Raw genomic sequence first — 21,256 nt, 5'->3', positions numbered from 1 at the left:
CAAAAACGCCGGGTGGCGCTTCGCCTTACCCGGCCTACAAATCAAACTCCGGCACCATACACATCCCCTCGCCCCCTTTGGGGAGAGGGGAACAGCATCACAGATGAATCACCAGCTCGTTTCCTGCCGCTTTCACCACCACACCCCACTCGCTGCTGGCGTAAGAGCCGCCTTTCACATCGCCGATTTGCGGGATGTTACGCAGGCACAGCGTCCAGTCGCGCGCGTCGCCTTCGCCCGTTACCGTGAGCATATTGTGAGTACGCTTCACTTTTAGCGTGAAGATAACCGAGCCGTCTGCGGCAGGGACTTCGCAGAACGCTTCACGCCCCTCTTCCAGGTGGAACAGCTGGAAAGCGGTGCCTTCATGCCAGGCGTAATCCGGTCTCTGACGATTGCTGCCCAGCGCCAGCAGGGTGTTATCCCGCACGTACACGGGCAAACTCAGGACGTCATGCTGCTGTTTGTGCCAGCGGCTACCCGCGACCTCGTCATTGCGCCACAGGTGCGTCCAGCGCCCTTCCGGCAGATAAAACTGCACATCACCCGCCTCCGAGAACACCGGTGCCACCATCACGGAATCCCCCAGCATGTACTGGCGGTCGAGGTAATCACAGGCCGGATCGTCCGGGAATTCAAGCATCATGGCACGCAGCATCGGCGTACCGCACTCGCGAGCCAGCGCCGCCTGCCGGTACAGATACGGCATCATCCGGCATTTCTGTTCAGTGAAATAGCGCACCACATCGCAGGATTCGTCGTCGTACGCCCACGGCACCCGGTAGGATTTGCTGCCGTGCAGGCGACTGTGGCTGGAGAGCAAGCCAAACGCGCACCACCGTTTGTAGACATGCGCTGGTGCGGTATTTTCGAACCCGCCAATATCATGGCTCCAGAAACCAAAGCCAGAGAGGCCGATAGATAACCCGCCGCGCAGGCTCTCCGCCATCGATTCATAGTTGGCGTAGCAGTCGCCGCCCCAGTGTACCGGGAACTGTTGCGCCCCCACCGACGCAGAGCGGGCAAACAGTACCGCCTCTTCTTCACCGACGGTCTCTTTGAGCACGTTCCACACCAGTTCGTTGTAGATGTACGCATAATGGTTGTGCATTTTCTGCGGATCGGCACCGTCGAACCACTGCACATCGGTCGGAATACGTTCGCCGAAGTCGGTTTTAAAGCAGTCGACGCCAATATCCACCAGGCCTTTCAGCTTGTCGGCATACCATTTACAGGCATCCGGATTGGTGAAGTCATAAATCGCCAGCCCCGGCTGCCATTTATCCCACTGCCACAGAGAACCGTCCGGCCGTTTGAGCAGATAGCCTTTCTCTTTCAGTTCCTTAAACACCGGTGATTTCTGACCGATATAGGGGTTTATCCACACACAGACCTTCAGCCCTTTGGCTTTGAGTCGGTGGATCATCCCTTCCGGGTCCGGGAAGGTCACCGGGTCCCACTCAAAATCGCACCACTGGAAGGCTTTCATCCAGAAGCAGTCAAAGTGGAAAACGTGCAGCGGCAAATTGCGCTCCGCCATACCGTCGATAAAGCGGTTTACCGTCGCTTCATCGTAGTTGGTGGTAAACGAGGTGGTGAGCCACAGGCCGAATGACCACGCGGGCGGCAGCGCCGGACGGCCGGTGAACTGCGTGTAGCGGTTCAGCACCTCTTTTGGCGTCGGGCCGTCGATCACGAAATATTCCAGATATTCGCCTTCGACGCTGAACTGCACTTTGGAGACTTTCTCGGAGCCGACTTCAAAGGAGACGTTTTCCGGATGGTTCACCAGCACGCCGTAGCCGCGGTTGGTCAGGTAGAACGGGATGTTTTTGTACGATTGCTCCGTACTGGTGCCGCCGTCGCGGTTCCAGGTTTCGACCGTCTGACCGTTGCGCACCAGCGCGGTAAAACGCTCGCCCAGGCCGTACACCGTTTCGCCGACGCCCAAGTCCAGACGCTCAAACATGTAGTTGCTGCCGGCATTCCCGTCCTGCACGTAGCCGTTGTTTTTCAGTTGGCTGCCGGTGATGCGCTGCCCATCGCGCAGGAAATCCAGCGCCCAGAACTCCCCTTTGGTGACGCGCACGCTGAGGTTGCCGCTTTTCAGCCCGGCAAATTCCGCGTTGTTTTCAATCTCAACCTTCACGTCTTTCAGCACGTTCAGCGGATAGTGCGGGCCGTTGTCCAGCGCGCCCTGGAAGTGTTCGATGCGCACACCGACAATCCCTTCCTGCGGCGAGAACAGGCGAACCGTAAACATCAATGTGTCGAGTTGCCAGGTGCGCTCGCGCACGTCGCGCGGCGCAACGTACACCACCAGGTCGTTGCCCTGCTGCTCCACATCAAACACCTGAACCGGATACGTCACATTCAGGCCCGGCTGAATGAGCCAGTTACCGTCACTGATTTTCATACTTTTATCCTCTTAGTTCTGCAGTTCTTTGCTGACCGGCAGGGTTTCAAACGCCTGCTGATTGCGGCGCGCGCCTTGCGCCAGCTCGCCCATGATTTTGGTCAGGAATGGCGTTTTCAGCGTGTAATAGCGTTTGGCGATAATCGCACTCAGCACGTAGCAAACCGCCGGGGCCAGCGTGAACAAGCCAATGATGATGCTGATAGTGGCGCTGTTCTGTGTTTTAGCTGCGGCGTCGTAGCCACCGCCGGCCAGCATCCAGCCAATCATCGCCCCGCCCAGCGCCAGGCCGAGTTTCAGCACGAACAGCGTGCCCGCGAAGCTGATGCCGGTCAGGCGTTTGCCGTTGGTCCATTCACCATAGTCGACGGTGTCGGACATCATGACCCACTGAATCGGCGTTACCAGCTGGTGCAGTACGCCAATCACGAAGATAAAGGCGAACATTATGATTGTGGCCTGCATCGGCACGAAGAACATCGCCACGCTCACGACCGCCAGTGCGGCGTTGGTCCACCAGAAGATACTGACTTTACATTTCCAGTCGGTAAGCGGTTTCGCCAGCGCGGAACCAATCAGGTTGCCGACGCAGTAGGTGGTGAGGAACGCGACGAAGATTTCCGGTGAGCCCATGATCCAGGTGCAGTAGTACATCATCGCGCCGCCGCGCACGCAGACGGCAAGAATGTTGAGAATGGTAAGCGCGCCAACGACGCGCCACTGGTCGTTTTGCCAGATGTCGCGCAGATCTTCACGCATTGAGGTGGTGCTCGGCGGCACCTGGATGCGCTCTTTGGTGGTAAAGAAGCAGAACGCCAGCATCAGAAATGCCACCACGGAGAGCACTGCGATCCCGCCCTGGAAACCGAAGGCTTTGTCGTCGCCGCCAATCAGATTCACCAGCGGCATCATCAGCACCGTGGAGAGCATGCCGCCCGCCGTCGCCAGCACAAAGCGCCAGGATTGCAGGGAGATACGCTGCGTCGGGTCGTTGGTGATCACGCCGCCCAGCGCGCAGTACGGAATATTCACCACGGTATACAGCAGGGTCAGCAGCGTGTAGGTAACGGCGGCATAAATCATTTTGCCGTTCATGCTGAGATCCGGCGTGGTGTAGGCCAGCACGCAGACAATGCCGAACGGGATGGCGCCAAACAAAATCCACGGGCGGAACTTGCCCCAGCGGGAACGGGTGCGGTCAGCCAGCAGTCCCATGCAAGGGTCAGAGATCGCATCCAGCGCGCGCGCCAACAGGAACATGGTGCCGACAAAACCGGCAGGAATACCAAAAATATCGGTATAGAAAAACATCATATACAACATGACGTTATCAAAAATGATATGGCTGGCGGCATCTCCCATACCGTAGCCAATCTTCTCTTTAACGGATAACACTTCACTCTTCATCTGCTTATCCTTGATGTTATGAGACCGGTTACACACGTTGTAAACCATCCCTGTGGACGCGAGTATTCCGTTATTTTGTTATCAACTTACGATTCTTGTTTTCTGTGATCGGCGTAGCGCTGGAGGAGAGGTGAAAATGTAACTAGTGGATTTTATAGGGATTTATATGAAACCGATCATAGTAAGACGAAACGGTAAGGAAAAAAGTGTGATTAGTGATGTGGAAACGCCAGGAAGTAGCTATAATGCGCCCCGCCTCCATGTAGCAATCGAGGCGCGGAAGATCGTCATCTCCGGTGAGGTGGCTGGACTTCAAATCCAGTTGGGGCCGCCAGCGGTCCCGGGCAGGTTCGACTCCTGTGATCTTCCGCCAAAATCCCTCCGCCGTCATCCGAGAACGTCTAAAAACCCTTTATTTTCAACACATATAGTAAATCACTCATCCGTAACCGTCCGACAAGTTCTCCCTGAATCCATGAAAAATATGTATAGTGATGTGTATAGATTTTTTATACACATTTTTGACTTATACACATGGCACTTTCAGACATACAAATCAAACGAGCAAAGCCTCAAGACAAACCCTACACAATGAACGATGGACAAGGGCTGTCATTACTCATCAATCCAGACGGCTCAAAAGGCTGGCGCTTCCGCTTTCGTTTTGCAGGTAAAGCGCGGCTAATGTCATTTGGCAGCTACGACCTTGTGAGCCTCGCAGAAGCACGTGAGAAACGCGATACGGCCCGTAAGCAGGTCGCAAATGGCATTGATCCAGTCGAAGAACGTAAAGCCCAAAAGCTGGCACAACAACTCTCAACAGAGAACTCATTCGAAGCCATATGTCGAGAATGGCACGCCAACAAAGCTGACCGCTGGACAGTGGCCTATCGCGAAGAAATCATTAAGACATTCGAGCAAGATGTGTTCCCGTTCATTGGTAAACGCCCTATCAGTGAAATCAAGCCGTTAGAACTGCTTGAAGTATTGCGACGAATAGAGAAGCGTGGAGCACTAGAGAAAACCAGAAAAGTGCGCCAAAGATGCGGCGAGGTGTATCGCTATGCAATTATAACTGGCCGTGCTGAATACAATCCTGCACCTGATTTAGCTATCGCTCTGGCCGTTCCTAAGCAAAAGCACCATCCATTTTTGTCCGCTGAAGAGTTGCCTCATTTTATTCGGGATTTGGAAGCATATACCGGCAGCATCATTACGAAAAATGCTACAAAGATAGTTATGCTAACTGGTGTTCGAACACAAGAGATGCGCTTTGCTACGTGGGATGAGGTTGACCTTGAGAAAGGTATATGGGAAATCCCAGCAGAAAGGATGAAAATGCGCAGACCTCACATAGTGCCGCTTTCTACTCAGGTAATCGACCTCTTCAAGCAACTCAAGCCTATTACTGGCCACTACCCTTATATTTTTATTGGCAGGAACAACCGTAGTAAGCCGATCTCAAAGGAAAGCGTTTCACAGGTGATTGAGCTACTTGGTTACAAAGGACGCGCAACAGGTCACGGTTTTAGACACACTATGTCGACAATTCTGCATGAGTATGGGTTTGATAGTGCATGGATTGAGATGCAATTGGCTCATGTAGATAAAAATAGCATCCGTGGTACTTACAATCACGCTCAATACCTTGAGAAACGCAGAGAGATGTTGCAATGGTATTCAGACAATTATGGGAAATAAAATGAGCATCAATAACAAACATATCGATACTATTTTAAATGCTATAGATGAAGACTCATTAGCAATTTTTGTAGGCGCTGGAGTATCAAAATGTTCTGAAAATAAAACAATAAAGCTCCCAAGTTGGGGGGACTTAATCGATGAACTCAAATCAGAGTTGAATATTGACTACGAAATAGATTATTTAAAGGTAGCACAATTATACTTCCTTGAGTTTGGCGAGCACTTATATTATAAAAAAATCAAATCTTTCTTTTCTAACAATACACCTCCATCGAAAGTTCACAAACTTATATTCGAGATAAACCCACATGTAGTAATAACAACCAATTGGGATTGTATACTTGAAAACACAACTCTTGATAACGCATTTATATACAGTATAGTTGCAAGCGATAAAGACTTGATGAAATCAAGCTTAGATAAAAAACTAATAAAGATGCATGGTGACTTCTTGAATCATAATATTGTATTCAAAGAAGATGATTATATAAACTATGAGTTCAATTTCCCTCTTATATCGAATTATATTAAGAGTATTTTGTCTACGCATACTATTTTGTTCTTAGGTTATTCGTATAATGATTTTGACATTAAGCAAATTATAAAGTGGACACAAAATCACTCAAATATCAGACCTCCTATGTTTCTCGCTGTTTCCAAAGACGATCAAGCCCAGAGAAAATACCTTGCGAGCCATGGAATCACGACTATACTATTAGATAACGCCCCCCTACCTAATTTATTTGAAAATAAGCAAAGCAATCAACTCTATTCATTTCTGTTATCCATAAAAAATAAAAACATAACAAACACATCTACTAGCAATGTTATTAATCAAATAAACAACAGATTATCTCACTTAAATTACCTAGATGGCATCCTTGCTGAACAAATAGTAAGAAGCTTAACTAACTGTGGTTTATTTTATAGTAACACGAATGATAAACCGCATGCTTTTTTATATTTTTACACTAATGAAGTAAGCTCGGACATTAATAAAAGCCTAAGATCTATATATAGTCAATTTGTCAAGATAGTCAAAGAAAATGACGAAAATAAAAATATTTCCATAACAACAAAATTAGAGGGTATATTCAAAATATTAAATAAAGCCGACATTAGTGGAATTATAATAGATGAAAAGAAAAAGAATGCAGTTCTTTTCAGTGACTATATTTCAGATGATATGAGCAATATTAATGATATCCATTTTAATTTCGACTATGAAAAAGACTTTGATTACACTCGTAAATGTCGCGCTTCGAACAATTCAACTTATGACCGTGCAGACCCATATATACTCTATCAAAACGGTCACTATGAGCTGGCGTACATGGCTGCCGAAGATTTAATATCTTATGATCTCAAGCAAAAAAACTATGCCTCCCTTTTACTCTCACTATTTAACCAAAATGTCATTCTCCATCAATTAAAGTATGGTCTTTCCAATCGTGATAAATATAATGAAATTGAACCTAACAACATTAGTGAGATATTCGAAGGGTTTCCTAGAAAAATAAGACGCTCCACTTCTACTGTTTTAGAACTAGTCAATTTTAACTACCTATTTAACTTTAACTACACCATTGATTCCATTCTAGCAAAAACTAAAGATAGAAAAAATAGTAATGTTCTATATCATTGGGATGCGGAGGAATATAAATCGGAATTCTTACACCTAAATATTGTCAACTTCGTCATGAAGAATGGTTTTTTAATAGATGTATATAAGGAATTTCGTTATGCAACCAATAAGTTCATCCAAATAATTATCACTAAACAAAAAAACTCAGATAGTATTAATCTAAAAAAAGAAGAGCTATTTTCATGTATTAAATATATAGAACAAAAAAAATTACGTGAATATTTTAAAAATAAAAAAAACAAATCTTCCCTAATGCTAAATTTAAGTCTTGACGATAGAAACTGGTTGGTTAATAAGGTCTTGTTAAATTTATCAACCTCATACATCTCTGATAATAGGTTTTATAGCAAAGTTGATGATTATATTGTGAAGTCATTATTCTTGCTAGCTAACTCACAAGAGATAGACGATCATGAAAGTCCGGTTTACACTATTGTTTTAAAGCTCCTAAAACATAGCAGCAACTCCATCCAAATAATTGATGCAATTGAAGAATTCATCACAATAGGATATAACCGCATACAATCAAAATATAATAAAGATTTCGTATCTGACGTTATAACCATAATTCTTGAGAAGCTATCCAATGGTGTTATAAATGGTTCTGAAAGAGTTTGTTTCCTTACAAAGGGTGTGCAAAATATTTACTCTGTAGCGATGCAGTTAAATATAACCTATAAAAATAAAGAAACTACAAAAGCGTTAGTATCTCAATTACAAAAATTAAGTGATGAAGAAAAAGCTCAAGTAGTCGAAACAATCATATATGAATTATACCTGATTGGTAGTAACTCAGTAAGGATGATTCTTTCATCTTTTGTTAAAACAATCCCATCATCTAAACTTAACCCTGAAAACCAACTACGTTTAGGATTATTTTTGATGGCCTCAGGAATAACGCCACCTAATTCATCTCTTGCTGACGAAGCATTCAAATCAATGGATCGATTTGGGAAATACAAATATTCTGGTGAAGCAATAAATTTCGAAAGTTTATTGCGTTATCTAGTTGAAACAAAAATGATGAAAGAATATGCCCCTGCACTTGAAAAAATAGAGAAAATAGTAAAACAATACGAAACATACTCTTGATAGGGATTGTTGAGAAACTGCGTCACCTAGGCGCAGTTTAAAGAGAAACAAATTTAACAGTTTTACTCGATAACTGGGATTGAGAATTTGATAAAAACGTTATCTCTCTCATTTTATCCCGACGAATAGAAGCATTAGATATGAAATACAATCGTATTTTCACAAAATAAAAACATAAATGCTCTGCGCGCAATGCTCTCCCCGCCACGCCTGCCCGCTTCCTGGGGCGCTTTTAATGCAGATGCATGAAGGGGCTCAGGCCGCACCAGTGCTGGTGCGGCGGGGTGTGGAAAATTCAGGGTTTTGCATGCAAAGCCATGCAGCGTAGGCATGCATGGCTATTTTTATTAAAAAGACGGGTATTTTCGGGGCATTTTATGCGGATTTTTTGCGGGTCTGCGCGGCCTGTCGACGCATGAAAATCTGACTCTGTTCAGGTGTATATTTTGCCCGGTTGTCGTCTCTCGATGCTCTGTCAGGCCGGAAACCGATGGTTGTCAGAATATCGCTATCGCCCTCTGCGTAATCAATATTTCCTCCGCTGGCCAGGTAAACGGACAGCGCTTCGCGAACACTGGCGGCCGCACGGTCGAGAGCCCGTTCTCTGACTATTTCAGGTTGTTCGCTGAGGTGCATTAATTCCGGTGCCAATGCTGCGGCCAGCGCGTCGCCGCTTACCTGCATAAAGGCGTGGAGCTGACGACGGATACTGATACGCTGCACGGCCTCATGTGACCGGATGTAATGCCCGGCCGACTGATTTACCGCCCATTTTTTCAGGTCAATATCATCACGCAGCGCCTGTGCTGCCTCCGGTTCATAACGGGTACAGGTCAGCTCCAGCTCTTTTAGCGCCATTTCAGCCCGCGCCAGTGCTGATTTGCCGCTCATCCAGTCCGATTTATTCTTCTGACAGACTTCAAAGGCCTGTTCCAGTAGTGCTCGTGCCATTGTCTTTTCTCCTGAATCAGTGGCGCTGCGATGAGCGGGCGCAGTCCAGAATTCGGGTCGGTGTTTCTGGTACTGTCTGCGGTGGTTCGGGCTTTTCTTCTGCCGGTGGTCGTATCACCTCATCAATGGACTCGATGGTGCGAAAGGTCGTGGAGCAAAAGACATTCACGCACTGGAGGTAGCTCTGTTTGACATTATCCGACAGGTAACGGCTGGTACGGACATGGGCAGCCTGTTTGCAGTACGGGCAGCGCATCATGGCTTAACCCCCTGCGATTTTTTCTTCTGCGCCAGCTCTTTAGCCCGCGCCATTCTGAGAGCAGGGCTTTTATAGAGTTTCATGTCCACGCCGGTAAGAGCCGGACGGTGAAGCCCAATTTTTGAAATTACCGGCTCCTGCGCCATGTTGAATGTGTAGAACCTGCTTTGCACCAGTACATTCTCACCCAGCTCCTGAATGAGAACGTTGTGAGGGTGTTCTTCCCCCTTAATTTCGAGCTCACGCAGGCGTAACGCGAAAGCGCGTACCAGCTCCGGGGGAATCTCTTTCATGACCGCCGACCACTCATTCCGGGCATGGGCAGAAAGCGCCTCTGAATGGGCGCTGACGTATTCTTTTCCTGATGTACAGGCGGACAGCATGGTACTGGCTTTATCATCGTTGAGCTCATCAATCATGGCGGTGAATTCCTCCGCCAGCTCCCGACCGGCCACTCGCTGACTGTGTTCGGTTTTCAGTTCCGGGGTCATCATGCCGCGCAGTTCGCGAAAACGGGTACGCCAGTTCTGTTCAGCTTCAGCACTTTCATTCAGGGCGTTCTGACGCTCTTTCTCGCTTCGGGTAATGGCGGCATCAATATCATTCAGTTTCAGCATATTTTCCGTGTGTGCGGATTTAGCCTTGCTGAACGCATCAAGAGCATTATTTATCGTGGCCTCTGCGTTCTGGTTTGCTTTCTCGTTAAGGGTATCCAGTGCGCTGTCAATGGCTGTTCGAATTTTCTCATCCTGCGTGCTGCCGATGGTTTTCATTACTGCGGTAAACAAATCTGGTTTCATCGTCGGGTTCTCTCTGTGTTTTCAACCTGACGCCATTCTGCCGTCCCTCAGACAACAACACGATTCATTGCAGATGTGGCAGGTCTGGCACAAACAGACCTTAAAAATCCGGCTGGCCAGAGAAAGGTCGCAGGAAAACCTTACTCACCGTTTGTTTTTTTACTTATAACTATTCACCACTGTTCACCTTAAATAAAAATATAAGTAATACAGTAAGATAAAGGGTGAACAGTTGAGGGTATGACTGTTCACCGTCTGTTCACCACTGTTCACCCTTCTGTTTTTTCGGTCAGTCAGCCACTTAGACTTTTTAGCGATTAAAAAACAAAAATATATAAATAAAAGTAATCATTGGTTTGCCAAAGAATTATCAAAGATTGCCAACGATTGTCAGAGATTGCCACTGTTTGCCATTCACTTGTTAACGGTTTGTTGTGTGGCATTTCGCTGCAAAATGACTTGTTGCCCTGAGTGAAAATATTCACAAAATAGAGAGCTACCCGAAGCCGGACGGACACGACCGGCACTGTATGGACTTTATAAGGTAGCCCGATGCACACTACTTTTTCTTCCCCGTCTTCTGCCCCTGTCGCCCCGCTGATACCGGTCTCTGATACCGTTCACGAGCGCTTTATCCGTCTGCCCGAAGTGATGCATTTATGCGGCCTGTCCCGTTCGACCATTTACGACCTCATCAGCCGGGATGCTTTCCCGAAACAAATCAGCCTCGGCGGAAAAAACGTGGCGTGGGCGCAGTCTGAAATCTCGGCGTGGATGGTCGATCGTATTGCCGAACGCAACCGGGGTTATGACGCATGATGATGGCCGTTCCGCAAAAAGCCCCTTTTTCTGGCTTGCTTCCGTTCGCCGTTTCCAGGTATAGTTTTCCCGCTGTCGCAAAATCGGCAGCCGGAATTGGCGTTCCGCGTAACTTATTGGCGACTTTAGACGCGCCTTGCGTCTTTTTTTACGTCGTGGCTCAGGTACACCCATTTTCCGGGCTGTGGTGTTTGTTTGTACACCGTAGTTCTTTCAAGATAATGGTAGTCCGGGCGGGGCAGCCTTCGGGCTGGCCGGTTTCCAATAAGGCCGGTTACGCCAACCCCGTTCGGGCTGCCACCAGTGAAATTGGCGTTTCCGGTGGTAGCAATAACCGCTACTTATTGGAGGTTGCCACTATGGCTACGACCCTCACCCCGTCACACCCGCAGTTTGTCTTTGTGTTTGCCGCCGTTCGTCGCGCAGACCGTAAACCCCGTATTTGTATGCTTCGCACCGTCGCCGGTGATGAGCACGCCGCACGTCTTTCCCTCGTTCGCGATTACATCCTCTCGTTCGCTGGCCGTTTGCCGGTTCTGGAGGTGCACGCATGAAACACACCACCATTACCGCCCGTGACCTCGAATGCCTTGAGCATATGCGCAACGTCGGCCATCTTGTCGGCGAACTGATGCAGGTGCAGGACTGCACCACCGTACGCCGTGACCCCGCACAACAATTACAGCTCACCTCCGTGATTTACCTCATGACCGCCCAGCTCGACGGTGTGGTCGAACGCTGCAACCAGCGCTGGCTGACCGGGGAGGGTAACGTATGAAAACTGCATTATCCCCCGCTCTGCGTGCTGCGCTATACCGCCGCGCGGTCGCCTGTGCCTGGCTGACCCTGTGCACCCGTCAGCACCGCTATCCGCACCTCACCCTCGACGCGCTGGAAAATGCCATTGCTGACGAGCTGGAGGGCTTCTACCTGCGCCAGCACGGCGAGGAAAAAGGCCGCCAGATAGCCTGTGCATTACTGGAAGATTTAATGGAAGCCGGTCCACTCAAAGCCGCGCCGTCGCTGTCCTTTCTCGGGCTGGCCGTGATGGATGAACTTTGCGCCCGTCACATCACCGCACCGGTACTGCACTGAGGGAGACAACCACAATGAAAATGAACGTAACGGACACCGTAAAACAGGCATGCGGCCACTGGCCGCGCATTCTCCCTGCGCTGGGTGTGACGGTCATTAAAAACCGCCATCAGTCCTGCCCGGTATGCGGCGGCTCTGACCGCTTCCGCTTTGACGATAAAGAGGGACGCGGTACGTGGTTCTGTAACCAGTGCGGCGCGGGTGATGGCCTGAAACTGGTTGAGAAAGTGTTCGGCGTAAATCCGTCTGAGGCCGCCCAAAGGGTGAACGCCGTGACCGGCAACCTGCCGCCGGTTGCCCCGGAGGTAATTGCGGCCGCAGAAGCCGGAACGGAGGCCGACCGGAAAGCGGCGGCAGAGCTTACCGTAAAACTGATGGAGAAAACCCGCACAACCACCGGCAACGCTTATCTGACCGGCAAGGGCTTTCCCGGTCGGGAATGTCTGACGCTGACGACCATGCATAAAACCGGCGGCGTGACGTTCCGCGCCGGTGATTTAACTGTGCCGCTGTATGATGATAGCGGCGTGCTGGTTAACCTTCAGCTTATCAATGCTGACGGTCTCAAACGCACCCTGAAAGGCGGTCAGGTCAAAGGGGCATGCCATATCATCAAAGGGCAAAAACAGGCGGGAAAACGCCTGTGGATCGCGGAGGGTTATGCTACCGCGCTCACCGTGCATCACCTGACTGGCGAAACCGTCATGGTGGCGCTGTCCTCCGTGAACCTCCTTTCTCTGGCAAGCCTTGCCCGTCAAAAACATCCAGCCTGTCAGATTGTCCTTGCTGCCGACCGCGACCTTAACGGCGACGGCCAGACCAGAGCCGCAGCGGCCGCAAACGCCAGTGAGGGCATTATTGCCCTGCCGCCGGTGTTCGGTGACTGGAATGACGCATTTGAACAAAAAGGCGAGGATGCGACACGCAAAGCCATTTATGACGCTATCCGGCCACCGGCGCAAAGTCCGTTCGATACCATGAGCGAGGCTGAATTTACCGCCATGAGCGCCAGCGAAAAGGCGATGCGGGTGCATGAGCATTACGGCGAAGCGCTGGCCGTGGACGCGAACGGCCAGCTACTGTCCCGCTATGAGGCGGGAATCTGGAAAATCATTCCGCCGTCTGACTTTGCCCGTGACGTGGCCGGGCTGTTTCAGCGCCTGCGCGCGCCGTTCTCATCGGGGAGGATCGCCTCCGTGGTGGAGACGCTGAAACTGATTATTCCGCAGCAGAATGCACCGGCGCGGCGGCTGATTGGCTTCCGTAACGGTGTGCTTGATACCAGCACCGGCATATTCAGCCCGCACCAGAAATCACACTGGCTGCGTACGCTCTGTGATGTCGATTTTACCCCGCCGGTGGATGGGGAAACGCTGGATACACACGCGCCAAACTTCTGGCGCTGGCTCGACCGTGCGGCCAGCAAAAATCCGGAAAAACGCGACGTGATTCTGGCCGCCCTGTTTATGGTGCTGGCGAACCGTTACGACTGGCAGCTCTTTCTCGAAGTGACCGGACCGGGTGGCAGCGGCAAAAGTATTCTCGCCGAAATTGCGACCCTGCTCGCCGGGGAAGATAATGCCACGTCGGCCGACATCGATACTCTGGAAGACCCCCGCAAACGTGCATCCCTGATTGGCTTCTCGTTGATTCGCCTGCCTGACCAGGAGAAATGGAGCGGTGACGGTGCCGGGCTTAAGGCCATCACCGGCGGCGATGCGGTATCGGTCGACCCGAAATATCAGAACCCGTATTCAACGCATATTCCGGCGGTGATTCTGGCCGTAAACAATAACCCGATGCGCTTCACTGACCGCAGCGGTGGCGTGTCACGTCGCCGGGTGATTATTCACTTCCCGGAGCAGATTGCGCCGGAGGAACGCGACCCGCAGCTCAGGGATAAAATTGCGCGCGAGCTGGCCGTCATTGTGCGTCAGCTTATGCAGAAGTTCAGCGATCCGATGACCGCCCGCGCACTGCTCCAGTCGCAGCAGAACTCCGACGAGGCACTCAGCATTAAACGCGACGCTGACCCGGCATTTGATTTTTGTGGCTATCTGGAGGCGCTGCCGCAGACGAACGGGATGTTTATGGGGAATGCCAACATTATTCCGCGCCAGCCCCGTAACTATCTCTATCATGCCTATCTGGTCTATATGGAGGCCAACGGATACAGGAACGTACTCAGCCTGAAAATGTTCGGGCTGGGGCTGCCGATGATGCTCAAAGAGTACGGGATGAATTATGAGAAGCGGCATACCAAGCAGGGTACACAGACCAACCTGACGCTTAAGGATGAAAGCAACGGCGACTGGCTGCCGAAGTGCGACGAACCCGCAGCGACATAACCCACTCAGACCGGCAATCGCCGGTCTTTTCCTTCCTGATTATTCTGCTGCGCCAAAGAGAACGGTTAAACCCCAAAGGTTTTTATAGAAAGAGTTGGCATCATAAAATCTGCGAATCAATGATATTGACCGTACCATGGCTCATTCAGTTCTGGAATATACGGCCAGTCAGTCCTGCTATTTATCGCGGCTTGTGCCAGCAAGGCTTGCTCTTGAGAAAGAAAAATCCCTGCTAAATTGTTGCCTCCATCTACTGCATAAAACTGTATGCCAGTACCTTTAAGCTGTTTATTAACAATAAGAAAAAGGAAAAAGGTTGCCCGTCCCCAGCTTTGCACTTCCGTACCAGGCTCCGCAGCGGAATAGACAATATACTCCTCTCCATTGCACTGAATTGTATAGGCTGGCAAATCAGCATCCAGAATCTCACGTACTTCAGCGGGTCGAGCGACATGTTCCCTGAGTGTAGGCAGTAGCAGTTGATAAGCGTCAGCGATACCCTGCTCCGCAAGGCGTTCAGCATCAAGCAGAATCAATTTTTCATAGTCAAGGAAGCCTGAATCGCTTACAGAACTATTTGCGTCAGCTTTTGAGAAAAATTTAGCGATCAGCGAAAACATCAGGTTCCTTTTGAGAAAAAAATCGCATCAGAGATGAATCATATAACGATTGTAGCTGTCAGGGGGCTAGATACTCCATTACTGTGACGGTGAACAATCGACTGTTCACCCTTCACCGTCTAATCACCTCTTAACCATATGAAAATATTATATAAAAATGAAAGGTGAACAGTGTGAACAGTAAAACCAAAAAAAACTTTTTTATCCCCCCTCGTCGCCTGAGTAGGTGCATTCGGAGCGAGCAAAAAATCTCAAAGGTGAAGAGTCGACCGTTCACTCTTCACCAACCATTCACCACTTATCATTATGATATTAAAAAGAAAAATAACGAGGTGAACAGTGTGAACAGTTAAATGCAAAAAAACTTTTTCTCGCTTCTGTTTTCTAATTCATCAAGTCTGTTTATATTTCACCCTAAAATCAGACACGCGATCAAATGTGTATAGCAAAATGTATAACAAGGCATTCAATCATAGTAAAAATCATTTAAATTCATTGCGTTATAATTAATTCAGCACTCCTGTGATCTTCCGCCAAAATGAATAAATGTTATGATGTCTAGTATTTCATATTTTAATAATCTCCTTCACTTAGAAATTATCGAAAATGACTACATCACAAAATGTTCAACCTCTAAATAATTCAGTACCTCCCCCAACATTTGTGGATGACCATCGGCTTACTTGCTATTGGGAGTCTGTATACGATACAAGCGTTGATCTAAAAAGATTTAAACAAGTTAATATTAGAGACATTAATACAATTCGAAATAATGGTGATCACCTAAAAAATTATGTTATTGATTTAGATAACACAGATAATAAAAGTGAAGCAGGGAAACCAAATACAAAAAGAATTGTTATTGAAAATGCTTTTTTTGAAATATGTGACTTCAGAGGAAACAACTCTGGACAAAAAATAACTTTTAAAAATTGTGAATTTAAAAAAGTTTACTTTGGTCATTCTGAACTTCATGATGTTAACTTTGATAATTGCACATTCAATGAAAGTTCATTTTCACTAGTGAAATTTTATAGATGTTCGTTTAATGAATTATGTAGATTTAAAAAAATATCTATTTCGGGTGGTAAAACAAACTTTGATAATAGTATCATTTCTTCTGGAGATCTATTATCAAACGCGTTTAAATATGCCACATCAGAATACTGCAACACTCATTCTTTAAATAAAGAAGATCAAGTTTACAGAATGTACTTATCTCAAGTAAAACTTGCGAGAAACATTCTTAACTCTGTATCTATAATAGGGGACGATGATATTTACTACAATGCTACAAAAACATTATTCAAACTTCGCCTAAAAGAAAGAGAATCAAAAATAAAGCTTTCTGCAAGAAATTATAGGGTAGCAGCTAAAAAAGAAAACAAATTTAGAAATAACATTTCCTGGCTCTATAAAACCACCAGATCTTTTCTGTTTCCTTTTGAAAAAATAATGCTTAACTGCTTTGGGCTTATAAATGGTTGGGGAAGTAATTTCCTAAGATGTATGTTTTTTGGTGGTGTCATATTCTCAATTTTTACAATTATTTATTTCATTCAACAAAATGTCTTGATTGCCACAGAAGTCCCATGGAGTAAAGGACTACTTAAAAGTATGATTCAAAGCTTAGATATAACATTTTTAGCAGGTTACACTAAATACTCAATAGCTAATGATCCTCCTGGTCAGCAATTTTTACTTTTAATAAATATGATTCTCGGCCTTTTTTGGTATGGAGTTAGTCTCCCAACATTAATAAATAAAATTAGCGTAGCCAGATTATGATATTTGAAAGCAAAAACACCGATCTGAAATGTTTGATACTTTTTGGAAGCCATGCGAGAGGTGATCAAACAATTTCATCTGATATAGACTTGCTGGGAATTGATGATTCACAGAAATTTACTGTTCGGAATATTGATACAGTAAATTTTTCATTTTACTCTTCAGATAGGGCATTACATATGTCATGCAGTGGAGACCTGTTCTTCATGCATATTGTTAATGAAGGTAGATGTTTATTTAATGATCCCTTTTTTGAAAAGTTGAAAAGCTGCTTTAATTTTAAAGAAAGTTATCTGGAAGAAGCTTCAACAGCTTATTACTTAGGGTTGAAAATAATTGAACTAAGTAATAACATAACAAATTGGAAAATGGCTAATAAAAGAATTTCGTGGTGTGTCAGAACTATATTAATAGCTCTTAGCGCTGAAAATAGAACACCATTTTTCTCCAAATCAGAACTCTCTAACGCCTTGATTAAGGAAGGATGTTCACATTTTGAGTCTCTTTTATTGATAGATGCAAAAAACTCACAAGATAAAGATGAAAGGACATTAGAATTACTTTCTGAACTCTTAAAAAAATATAGCTTTTTGCATAACTTAGTTAACAAAAAGAATTTTTACTCAAATGGAATTGTCCACACAACTCTCGATGCAATAATAAACAGCATTCCTATTAGTTATGATTAGATATCATGAACATTAATTTTATGAACATTCTCTCAGGCGTGCTTTACACGCCTCTTTCACCCACTTGCTAAAATTCCCTTTCCCCGCTGCTTTCTCGATCTGCTCCAGAAGCTCATCCTCAAAACGGATGTTCTTCATCGTGCTTTTGGTACGGTCAAAATTGGGTTTCTTTTTCTCTTGCATGGTAGGTACCATTTCGGTTAATTTATCTGCATGTGGTACCTACCACATGGATTCGTAATTTTGACAACGCCCAGCAGTGTTGGAGCACTAAAGGGCGTCTAACCTCACCAACTATCAAGGAGTTGATTATGGCTGATCCGCATTCTACCCCAGACACCCCGATTGCAAAAACCGATCGCACGCTCATTGTGGGATATCGCCCGCAGGGAACGAATAAAAGCACGCCCAGCGTGACGCTTTCAGGGAAGTGGTTACGAGACGCGGGATTTGATACCGGGCAACAGGTGACGGTCAAAGTCGCGGAGGGATGTCTTGTTCTGATGACCGGGAGCGAACAAGAGCAAACGCTGCTTGCGGAGTTGAAAGCGGCGCAACGTAAACTGAAAGAGATTGAAGGGGCGATGTCGTTCGCGCACTGATTGCAGTCGGTCAACGGGTCACCCAAGCAACTAAGCCCTGAGGTGACCCTCGCTCCCCCGTCACACCATAGCACCTATACACCAAGGCGCGCCTACTCAGCGTTCTGCCGCTTCTGTTACAATGCCTCCCGCCGGATCTTAGTTAGTCATGCTCCCGCTGGAGCGTGACGTCGCTGGCATCCATAATCTATCAGCGACGCGTTGCATTTCACATTGCATGATATGTCCGCTAAATGCAGTAGAGCAGTTAACCCGCTCCGGAGAATACTATGCTCAAATATATTCTTTTAAATTACATGCCAGGCTTAAAGAATTTATTAGATTACGAAAAAAGCTGGCTAAAACAGGATATTAGAGCTGGATTATCCGTCGCGGCGGTGGCGCTTCCCGTTGCCATTGCGTATGCCGAGCTGGCCGGTGTGGGGGCTGTCGTCGGGCTGTATTCCTGCATTTTGCCGATGATTGCCTATGCGCTGTTTGGTTCTTCCCGGCAGCTGATTGTCGGCCCCGATGCCACCACCTGCGCCGTGATCGCGGCCGTCGTTATTCCTCTGGCCGCCGGAAACCCCGAACTTCACTGGCAGCTGACGATCGTCATGACACTGATGATGGGCGTGTGGTGTATTCTTGCCAGCCAGTTTCGTCTTGGCGCCATTGCCGACCTGCTTTCACACCCGATCCTGACCGGTTTACTTAACGGTGTTGCCATCACCATTATCGTGGGGCAACTGGGAAAAGTGCTGGGAATTACGCTCAACCAGGAGCAGGTGATTGAGAAAATTATCGCCTTACCGGGTCGGATCCCGGACAGCCATTTATTAACCGCCGCGATTTCACTGTTAACGTTCGCCATCCTCATTACTATCAAGAAGTTCCGCAGCCAGTGGCCAGCCCCTTTAATTGCCATCATATTGATGACAATACTGATGTGGTGTACCCCGGCACAACAGCTTGGTGTTGCCACCATCGGCGGCGATAATTTTCAGTCAGGCCTGCCCGTTGTCCACTGGGGAACATTCCAGCCGGGTTTAATGCGTGATTTAGTGATCCCGGCGCTAAACCTGGCGTTAGTCAGCTTTGTCAGCCTGATGCTGACAGCGCGCAGCTTTGCGGCCAAAAACGGCTATGGGATTAACGCCGACATTGAATTCAGAGCCCTCGGTATTGCGAACATCATGTCCGGTTTATCGCAGGGATTTGCTATTAGCGGCGCAGACTCCCGCACCGCAGTAAATGACGCCAACGGCGGTAAAAGCCAACTGGTGTCTATTATCGCCGCGCTGGTGATTGCGGTTATCGTCCTGTTCTTCACTGACCCCTTAAAATACATCCCAGTCTCCGCCCTCGGCGTCGTTTTAATTTTTGCCTCATGGTCGTTGATCGATTTACGTGGGCTGTGGGGGCTGAGAAAGAGGAATAAACCGGCCTTCCGTCTGGCCTGCTTTACGTTTGTCTGCGTGTTACTGATTGGCGTTATTCAGGGTATCGGGCTTGCTGTATTACTGGGTTTGCTGCAATTTTTGCGCACCGTATTTCGTCCTACTGAGCAACTGCTCGGGACAGATGAAAATGGGATGATCCATTCCTTGGGTAATACCAACGATATCAAAATGGTCCCTGGGGTCATGATGTATCGCTTTAATTCACCCCTGACCTATTTTAATGCGGCCTATTTTAAACGGCGGATACTGAATCTGGTTGATGGCGCCACGTTTGATCCCAAATGGGTGGTGATTGACGCCGTTGCGTGCTTTACCCATCCGGATATCAGCGTATTAGCCACCATTGATGAGTTAATCAATGAACTCCAGACCCGCAATATTATGTTAGTGCTGGCAGGCAGAAAAACGGAGCTAACACGCTGGTTTACTGAACACCGACCGATGATGGACGAGAGTAATATTATCTTTGCTCCCGACCTTTATCTGGCGCTCAGGCTAATTCAAAGTAAAGACAGTATGGATCAGGACGCGTAATCGGCGGCGTTCACCGACTGTACCAAAAGCGCATACCTGGGCACTTTTGGTACGGTCAATATTTCGCGTCGGGTTCGGGTTCAGGGAAGTGGCTGCTCCAGCGCGTCGCAGCGCGCTTTTACCGCTTCATGCAGCAAGCGCACGGCGGCGGAGAGCTGTTTGCGGTGCGGGCAGATCATGTTTAATGGCGCGCTCTCACCCTGATATTCCGGCATCAGTACCTGCAACTTTCCGTCTCGCACATCGTCACAGACATCCAGCCAGGACTTGTACGCGACCCCTTCCCCTGCAATCGCCAGCCGCCGGATGACTTCGGCATCATCGCTCATCATGACGCCATTCACCTGCACGCTACTGACTTCGCCGTTGCGGATGAACGTCCAACGGTCGTGAAGGCGTCCACGCAGCACAAACGTCAACGCATTGCGCTGCGCCAATTCCTCCGGGCTGTGCGGTTCGCCATGTTGCGCAATCCAGTCTGGCGAGGCCACCAGCACACGGCGATTACCGGGCGCAACAGGCAGCGCGATGTACGAGGCGTCTTCGGTGTGACCATAACGAAACGCAACATCAACCGGATCTTTAAACACATCGGCAATCTGATCGGAGAAAAATATCCGCAACCGTAGCGCGGGATGGCGACGGCGGAAGGACTGAAAAACAGGCAACAGCAGGTTTCGTCCGAGGTCGGAGGGCACGGCAATTTGCAGCGTCCCGGAAATCTCATCGTCAGGCGTCTGGATCTTTTGCAACCCCGCGTACATCGCCTCCAGCATCTGGCGGGCGTAGGGCAGCCAAATTTCGCCTTCCGGCGTCAGGCGCAGGCTGCGGGTCGAGCGGGCGAACAAGCGAATATTTAATATGGATTCCAGCCGCTTGATGGCTGAACTGACCTGAGCAGGCGGCACGCCAGCTTCTCGCGCGGCGTCACTGAAACTGTTTAACGCCGCTGCGCGGACAAAAAACGTGAGATCTTCAAGGCGGAACATGTGCACTCCCGAGTATAAGTCCGGTCGCCGTCAGGCTATTTTTCCCGTTCTGCTGC

The 21,256-nt window shown here is 48.1% G+C and carries 19 protein-coding genes and 1 tRNA gene; 12 read left to right on the top strand and 8 right to left on the bottom strand.

The features are described from left to right. Positions 1 to 97: 97 nt before the first annotated feature. Positions 98 to 2,416, bottom strand: coding sequence for an alpha-xylosidase (gene yicI, locus JM656_RS00300; RefSeq protein WP_203359561.1), 2,319 nt, complete (start codon positions 2,414 to 2,416; stop codon positions 98 to 100). A 12-nt stretch (positions 2,417 to 2,428) separates the two neighbouring features. Then, positions 2,429 to 3,823: a glycoside-pentoside-hexuronide family transporter gene (locus tag JM656_RS00295; RefSeq protein WP_203359560.1), complete on the bottom strand. Its 1,395-nt coding sequence runs from the start codon at positions 3,821 to 3,823 to the stop codon at positions 2,429 to 2,431. A 278-nt stretch (positions 3,824 to 4,101) separates the two neighbouring features. Between JM656_RS00295 and JM656_RS00290 the strand changes: the two genes are divergently transcribed. The 3 genes from JM656_RS00290 to JM656_RS00280 all read left to right on the top strand — a co-directional run bounded on the left by JM656_RS00290 (position 4,102) and on the right by JM656_RS00280 (position 8,264). Further along, positions 4,102 to 4,196: transfer RNA gene (locus JM656_RS00290), tRNA-Sec, on the top strand. Positions 4,197 to 4,357: 161 nt separating this feature from the next. Further along, entirely contained in the window at positions 4,358 to 5,524 is a 1,167-nt protein-coding gene (locus tag JM656_RS00285; protein WP_203359559.1) for an integrase arm-type DNA-binding domain-containing protein, read from the top strand. 1 nt (position 5,525) lies between these two features. Beyond that, positions 5,526 to 8,264 (top strand): SIR2 family protein, encoded by a 2,739-nt coding sequence (locus JM656_RS00280; RefSeq protein WP_203359558.1) that lies wholly within the window; start codon positions 5,526 to 5,528, stop codon positions 8,262 to 8,264. 375 nt (positions 8,265 to 8,639) lie between these two features. Here the strand turns inward: JM656_RS00280 and JM656_RS00275 are convergent, their stop codons facing one another. Genes JM656_RS00275 through JM656_RS00265 form a run of 3 tightly spaced genes read right to left on the bottom strand, consistent with a single transcriptional unit; the run spans position 8,640 to position 10,274 of the window. Next, positions 8,640 to 9,215 (bottom strand): phage polarity suppression protein, encoded by a 576-nt coding sequence (locus JM656_RS00275; RefSeq protein ID WP_203359557.1) that lies wholly within the window; start codon positions 9,213 to 9,215, stop codon positions 8,640 to 8,642. Between the two features lie 16 nt (positions 9,216 to 9,231). Continuing rightward, complete coding sequence (locus JM656_RS00270) at positions 9,232 to 9,474, bottom strand: ogr/Delta-like zinc finger family protein (RefSeq protein ID WP_203359556.1); 243 nt, start codon at positions 9,472 to 9,474, stop codon at positions 9,232 to 9,234. Then, positions 9,471 to 10,274, bottom strand: a complete 804-nt coding sequence (locus JM656_RS00265; RefSeq protein WP_203359555.1) for a capsid protein — start codon at positions 10,272 to 10,274, stop codon at positions 9,471 to 9,473. The genes JM656_RS00270 and JM656_RS00265 overlap by 4 nt, the downstream gene beginning before the upstream one ends. Before the next feature lie 552 nt (positions 10,275 to 10,826). On the opposite strand from JM656_RS00265, the gene JM656_RS00260 reads away from it, so the two are divergent. Genes JM656_RS00260 through JM656_RS00240 form a run of 5 tightly spaced genes read left to right on the top strand, consistent with a single transcriptional unit; the run spans position 10,827 to position 14,536 of the window. Further along, positions 10,827 to 11,093: an AlpA family transcriptional regulator gene (locus tag JM656_RS00260; RefSeq protein ID WP_203359554.1), complete on the top strand. Its 267-nt coding sequence runs from the start codon at positions 10,827 to 10,829 to the stop codon at positions 11,091 to 11,093. Beyond that, the gene (locus JM656_RS00255) at positions 11,090 to 11,647 is read left to right on the top strand and encodes a host cell division inhibitor Icd-like protein (RefSeq protein WP_203359553.1); all 558 of its coding nucleotides are present in this window, start codon (positions 11,090 to 11,092) and stop codon (positions 11,645 to 11,647) included. Before JM656_RS00260 ends, JM656_RS00255 begins: the two co-directional genes overlap by 4 nt. Further along, entirely contained in the window at positions 11,644 to 11,871 is a 228-nt protein-coding gene (locus JM656_RS00250) for a hypothetical protein (protein WP_024154761.1), read from the top strand. The genes JM656_RS00255 and JM656_RS00250 overlap by 4 nt, the downstream gene beginning before the upstream one ends. Continuing rightward, a complete protein-coding gene (locus JM656_RS00245) occupies positions 11,868 to 12,188 on the top strand; it encodes a DUF5375 domain-containing protein (RefSeq protein WP_203359552.1) in 321 nt (106 codons plus the stop codon). Before JM656_RS00250 ends, JM656_RS00245 begins: the two co-directional genes overlap by 4 nt. Before the next feature lie 14 nt (positions 12,189 to 12,202). Further along, positions 12,203 to 14,536, top strand: coding sequence for a primase-helicase zinc-binding domain-containing protein (locus JM656_RS00240; protein WP_203359551.1), 2,334 nt, complete (start codon positions 12,203 to 12,205; stop codon positions 14,534 to 14,536). 116 nt (positions 14,537 to 14,652) lie between these two features. Here JM656_RS00240 and JM656_RS00235 read toward each other — a convergent pair whose 3' ends face one another. After that, positions 14,653 to 15,156 (bottom strand): hypothetical protein, encoded by a 504-nt coding sequence (locus tag JM656_RS00235; RefSeq protein WP_203359550.1) that lies wholly within the window; start codon positions 15,154 to 15,156, stop codon positions 14,653 to 14,655. 606 nt (positions 15,157 to 15,762) lie between these two features. On the opposite strand from JM656_RS00235, the gene JM656_RS00230 reads away from it, so the two are divergent. Beyond that, positions 15,763 to 16,944 carry a pentapeptide repeat-containing protein gene (locus tag JM656_RS00230; RefSeq protein ID WP_203359549.1) on the top strand — a complete coding sequence of 394 codons (1,182 nt, stop codon included), beginning with the start codon at positions 15,763 to 15,765 and terminating at the stop codon, positions 16,942 to 16,944. Beyond that, entirely contained in the window at positions 16,941 to 17,633 is a 693-nt protein-coding gene (locus tag JM656_RS00225; RefSeq protein WP_203359548.1) for a nucleotidyltransferase domain-containing protein, read from the top strand. The genes JM656_RS00230 and JM656_RS00225 overlap by 4 nt, the downstream gene beginning before the upstream one ends. An 18-nt stretch (positions 17,634 to 17,651) precedes the next feature. On the opposite strand, the gene JM656_RS00220 is transcribed toward JM656_RS00225, so the two are convergent. Further along, on the bottom strand, positions 17,652 to 17,816 hold the full coding sequence (locus tag JM656_RS00220; protein ID WP_203359547.1) for a YlcI/YnfO family protein: 165 nt from the start codon (positions 17,814 to 17,816) through the stop codon (positions 17,652 to 17,654). Between the two features lie 128 nt (positions 17,817 to 17,944). Here JM656_RS00220 and JM656_RS00215 point away from each other — a divergent pair, with 128 nt between their 5' ends. Both JM656_RS00215 and JM656_RS00210 read left to right on the top strand, forming a co-directional pair. Beyond that, on the top strand, positions 17,945 to 18,235 hold the full coding sequence (locus tag JM656_RS00215) for a SymE family type I addiction module toxin (protein ID WP_203359546.1): 291 nt from the start codon (positions 17,945 to 17,947) through the stop codon (positions 18,233 to 18,235). Between the two features lie 269 nt (positions 18,236 to 18,504). Then, on the top strand, positions 18,505 to 20,211 hold the full coding sequence (locus JM656_RS00210) for a SulP family inorganic anion transporter (RefSeq protein WP_203359545.1): 1,707 nt from the start codon (positions 18,505 to 18,507) through the stop codon (positions 20,209 to 20,211). A gap of 80 nt (positions 20,212 to 20,291) precedes the next feature. On the opposite strand, the gene JM656_RS00205 is transcribed toward JM656_RS00210, so the two are convergent. Continuing rightward, complete coding sequence (locus JM656_RS00205; protein WP_203359544.1) at positions 20,292 to 21,200, bottom strand: LysR family transcriptional regulator; 909 nt, start codon at positions 21,198 to 21,200, stop codon at positions 20,292 to 20,294. Between the last annotated feature and the right edge of the window lie 56 nt (positions 21,201 to 21,256).

It is taken from the genome of Citrobacter sp. R56, from assembly GCF_016811995.1.
Lineage (GTDB): Bacteria > Pseudomonadota > Gammaproteobacteria > Enterobacterales > Enterobacteriaceae > Citrobacter_D > Citrobacter_D enshiensis.
This window is presented reverse-complemented; position numbering and strand designations above follow the sequence as displayed.

Excerpts from the sequence above, each read along its gene's own strand:
- yicI (WP_203359561.1), bottom strand. The coding sequence starts at position 2,416 with ATGAAAATCAGTGACGGTAACTGGCTCATTCAGCCGGGCCTGAATGTG.
- JM656_RS00295 (WP_203359560.1), bottom strand. The coding sequence starts at position 3,823 with ATGAAGAGTGAAGTGTTATCCGTTAAAGAGAAGATTGGCTACGGTATG.
- JM656_RS00285 (WP_203359559.1), top strand. The coding sequence starts at position 4,358 with ATGGCACTTTCAGACATACAAATCAAACGAGCAAAGCCTCAAGACAAA.
- JM656_RS00280 (WP_203359558.1), top strand. The coding sequence starts at position 5,526 with ATGAGCATCAATAACAAACATATCGATACTATTTTAAATGCTATAGAT.
- JM656_RS00275 (WP_203359557.1), bottom strand. The coding sequence starts at position 9,215 with ATGGCACGAGCACTACTGGAACAGGCCTTTGAAGTCTGTCAGAAGAAT.
- JM656_RS00270 (WP_203359556.1), bottom strand. The coding sequence starts at position 9,474 with ATGATGCGCTGCCCGTACTGCAAACAGGCTGCCCATGTCCGTACCAGC.
- JM656_RS00265 (WP_203359555.1), bottom strand. The coding sequence starts at position 10,274 with ATGAAACCAGATTTGTTTACCGCAGTAATGAAAACCATCGGCAGCACG.
- JM656_RS00260 (WP_203359554.1), top strand. The coding sequence starts at position 10,827 with ATGCACACTACTTTTTCTTCCCCGTCTTCTGCCCCTGTCGCCCCGCTG.
- JM656_RS00255 (WP_203359553.1), top strand. The coding sequence starts at position 11,090 with ATGATGATGGCCGTTCCGCAAAAAGCCCCTTTTTCTGGCTTGCTTCCG.
- JM656_RS00250 (WP_024154761.1), top strand. The coding sequence starts at position 11,644 with ATGAAACACACCACCATTACCGCCCGTGACCTCGAATGCCTTGAGCAT.
- JM656_RS00245 (WP_203359552.1), top strand. The coding sequence starts at position 11,868 with ATGAAAACTGCATTATCCCCCGCTCTGCGTGCTGCGCTATACCGCCGC.
- JM656_RS00240 (WP_203359551.1), top strand. The coding sequence starts at position 12,203 with ATGAAAATGAACGTAACGGACACCGTAAAACAGGCATGCGGCCACTGG.
- JM656_RS00235 (WP_203359550.1), bottom strand. The coding sequence starts at position 15,156 with ATGTTTTCGCTGATCGCTAAATTTTTCTCAAAAGCTGACGCAAATAGT.
- JM656_RS00230 (WP_203359549.1), top strand. The coding sequence starts at position 15,763 with ATGACTACATCACAAAATGTTCAACCTCTAAATAATTCAGTACCTCCC.
- JM656_RS00225 (WP_203359548.1), top strand. The coding sequence starts at position 16,941 with ATGATATTTGAAAGCAAAAACACCGATCTGAAATGTTTGATACTTTTT.
- JM656_RS00220 (WP_203359547.1), bottom strand. The coding sequence starts at position 17,816 with ATGCAAGAGAAAAAGAAACCCAATTTTGACCGTACCAAAAGCACGATG.
- JM656_RS00215 (WP_203359546.1), top strand. The coding sequence starts at position 17,945 with ATGGCTGATCCGCATTCTACCCCAGACACCCCGATTGCAAAAACCGAT.
- JM656_RS00210 (WP_203359545.1), top strand. The coding sequence starts at position 18,505 with ATGCTCAAATATATTCTTTTAAATTACATGCCAGGCTTAAAGAATTTA.
- JM656_RS00205 (WP_203359544.1), bottom strand. The coding sequence starts at position 21,200 with ATGTTCCGCCTTGAAGATCTCACGTTTTTTGTCCGCGCAGCGGCGTTA.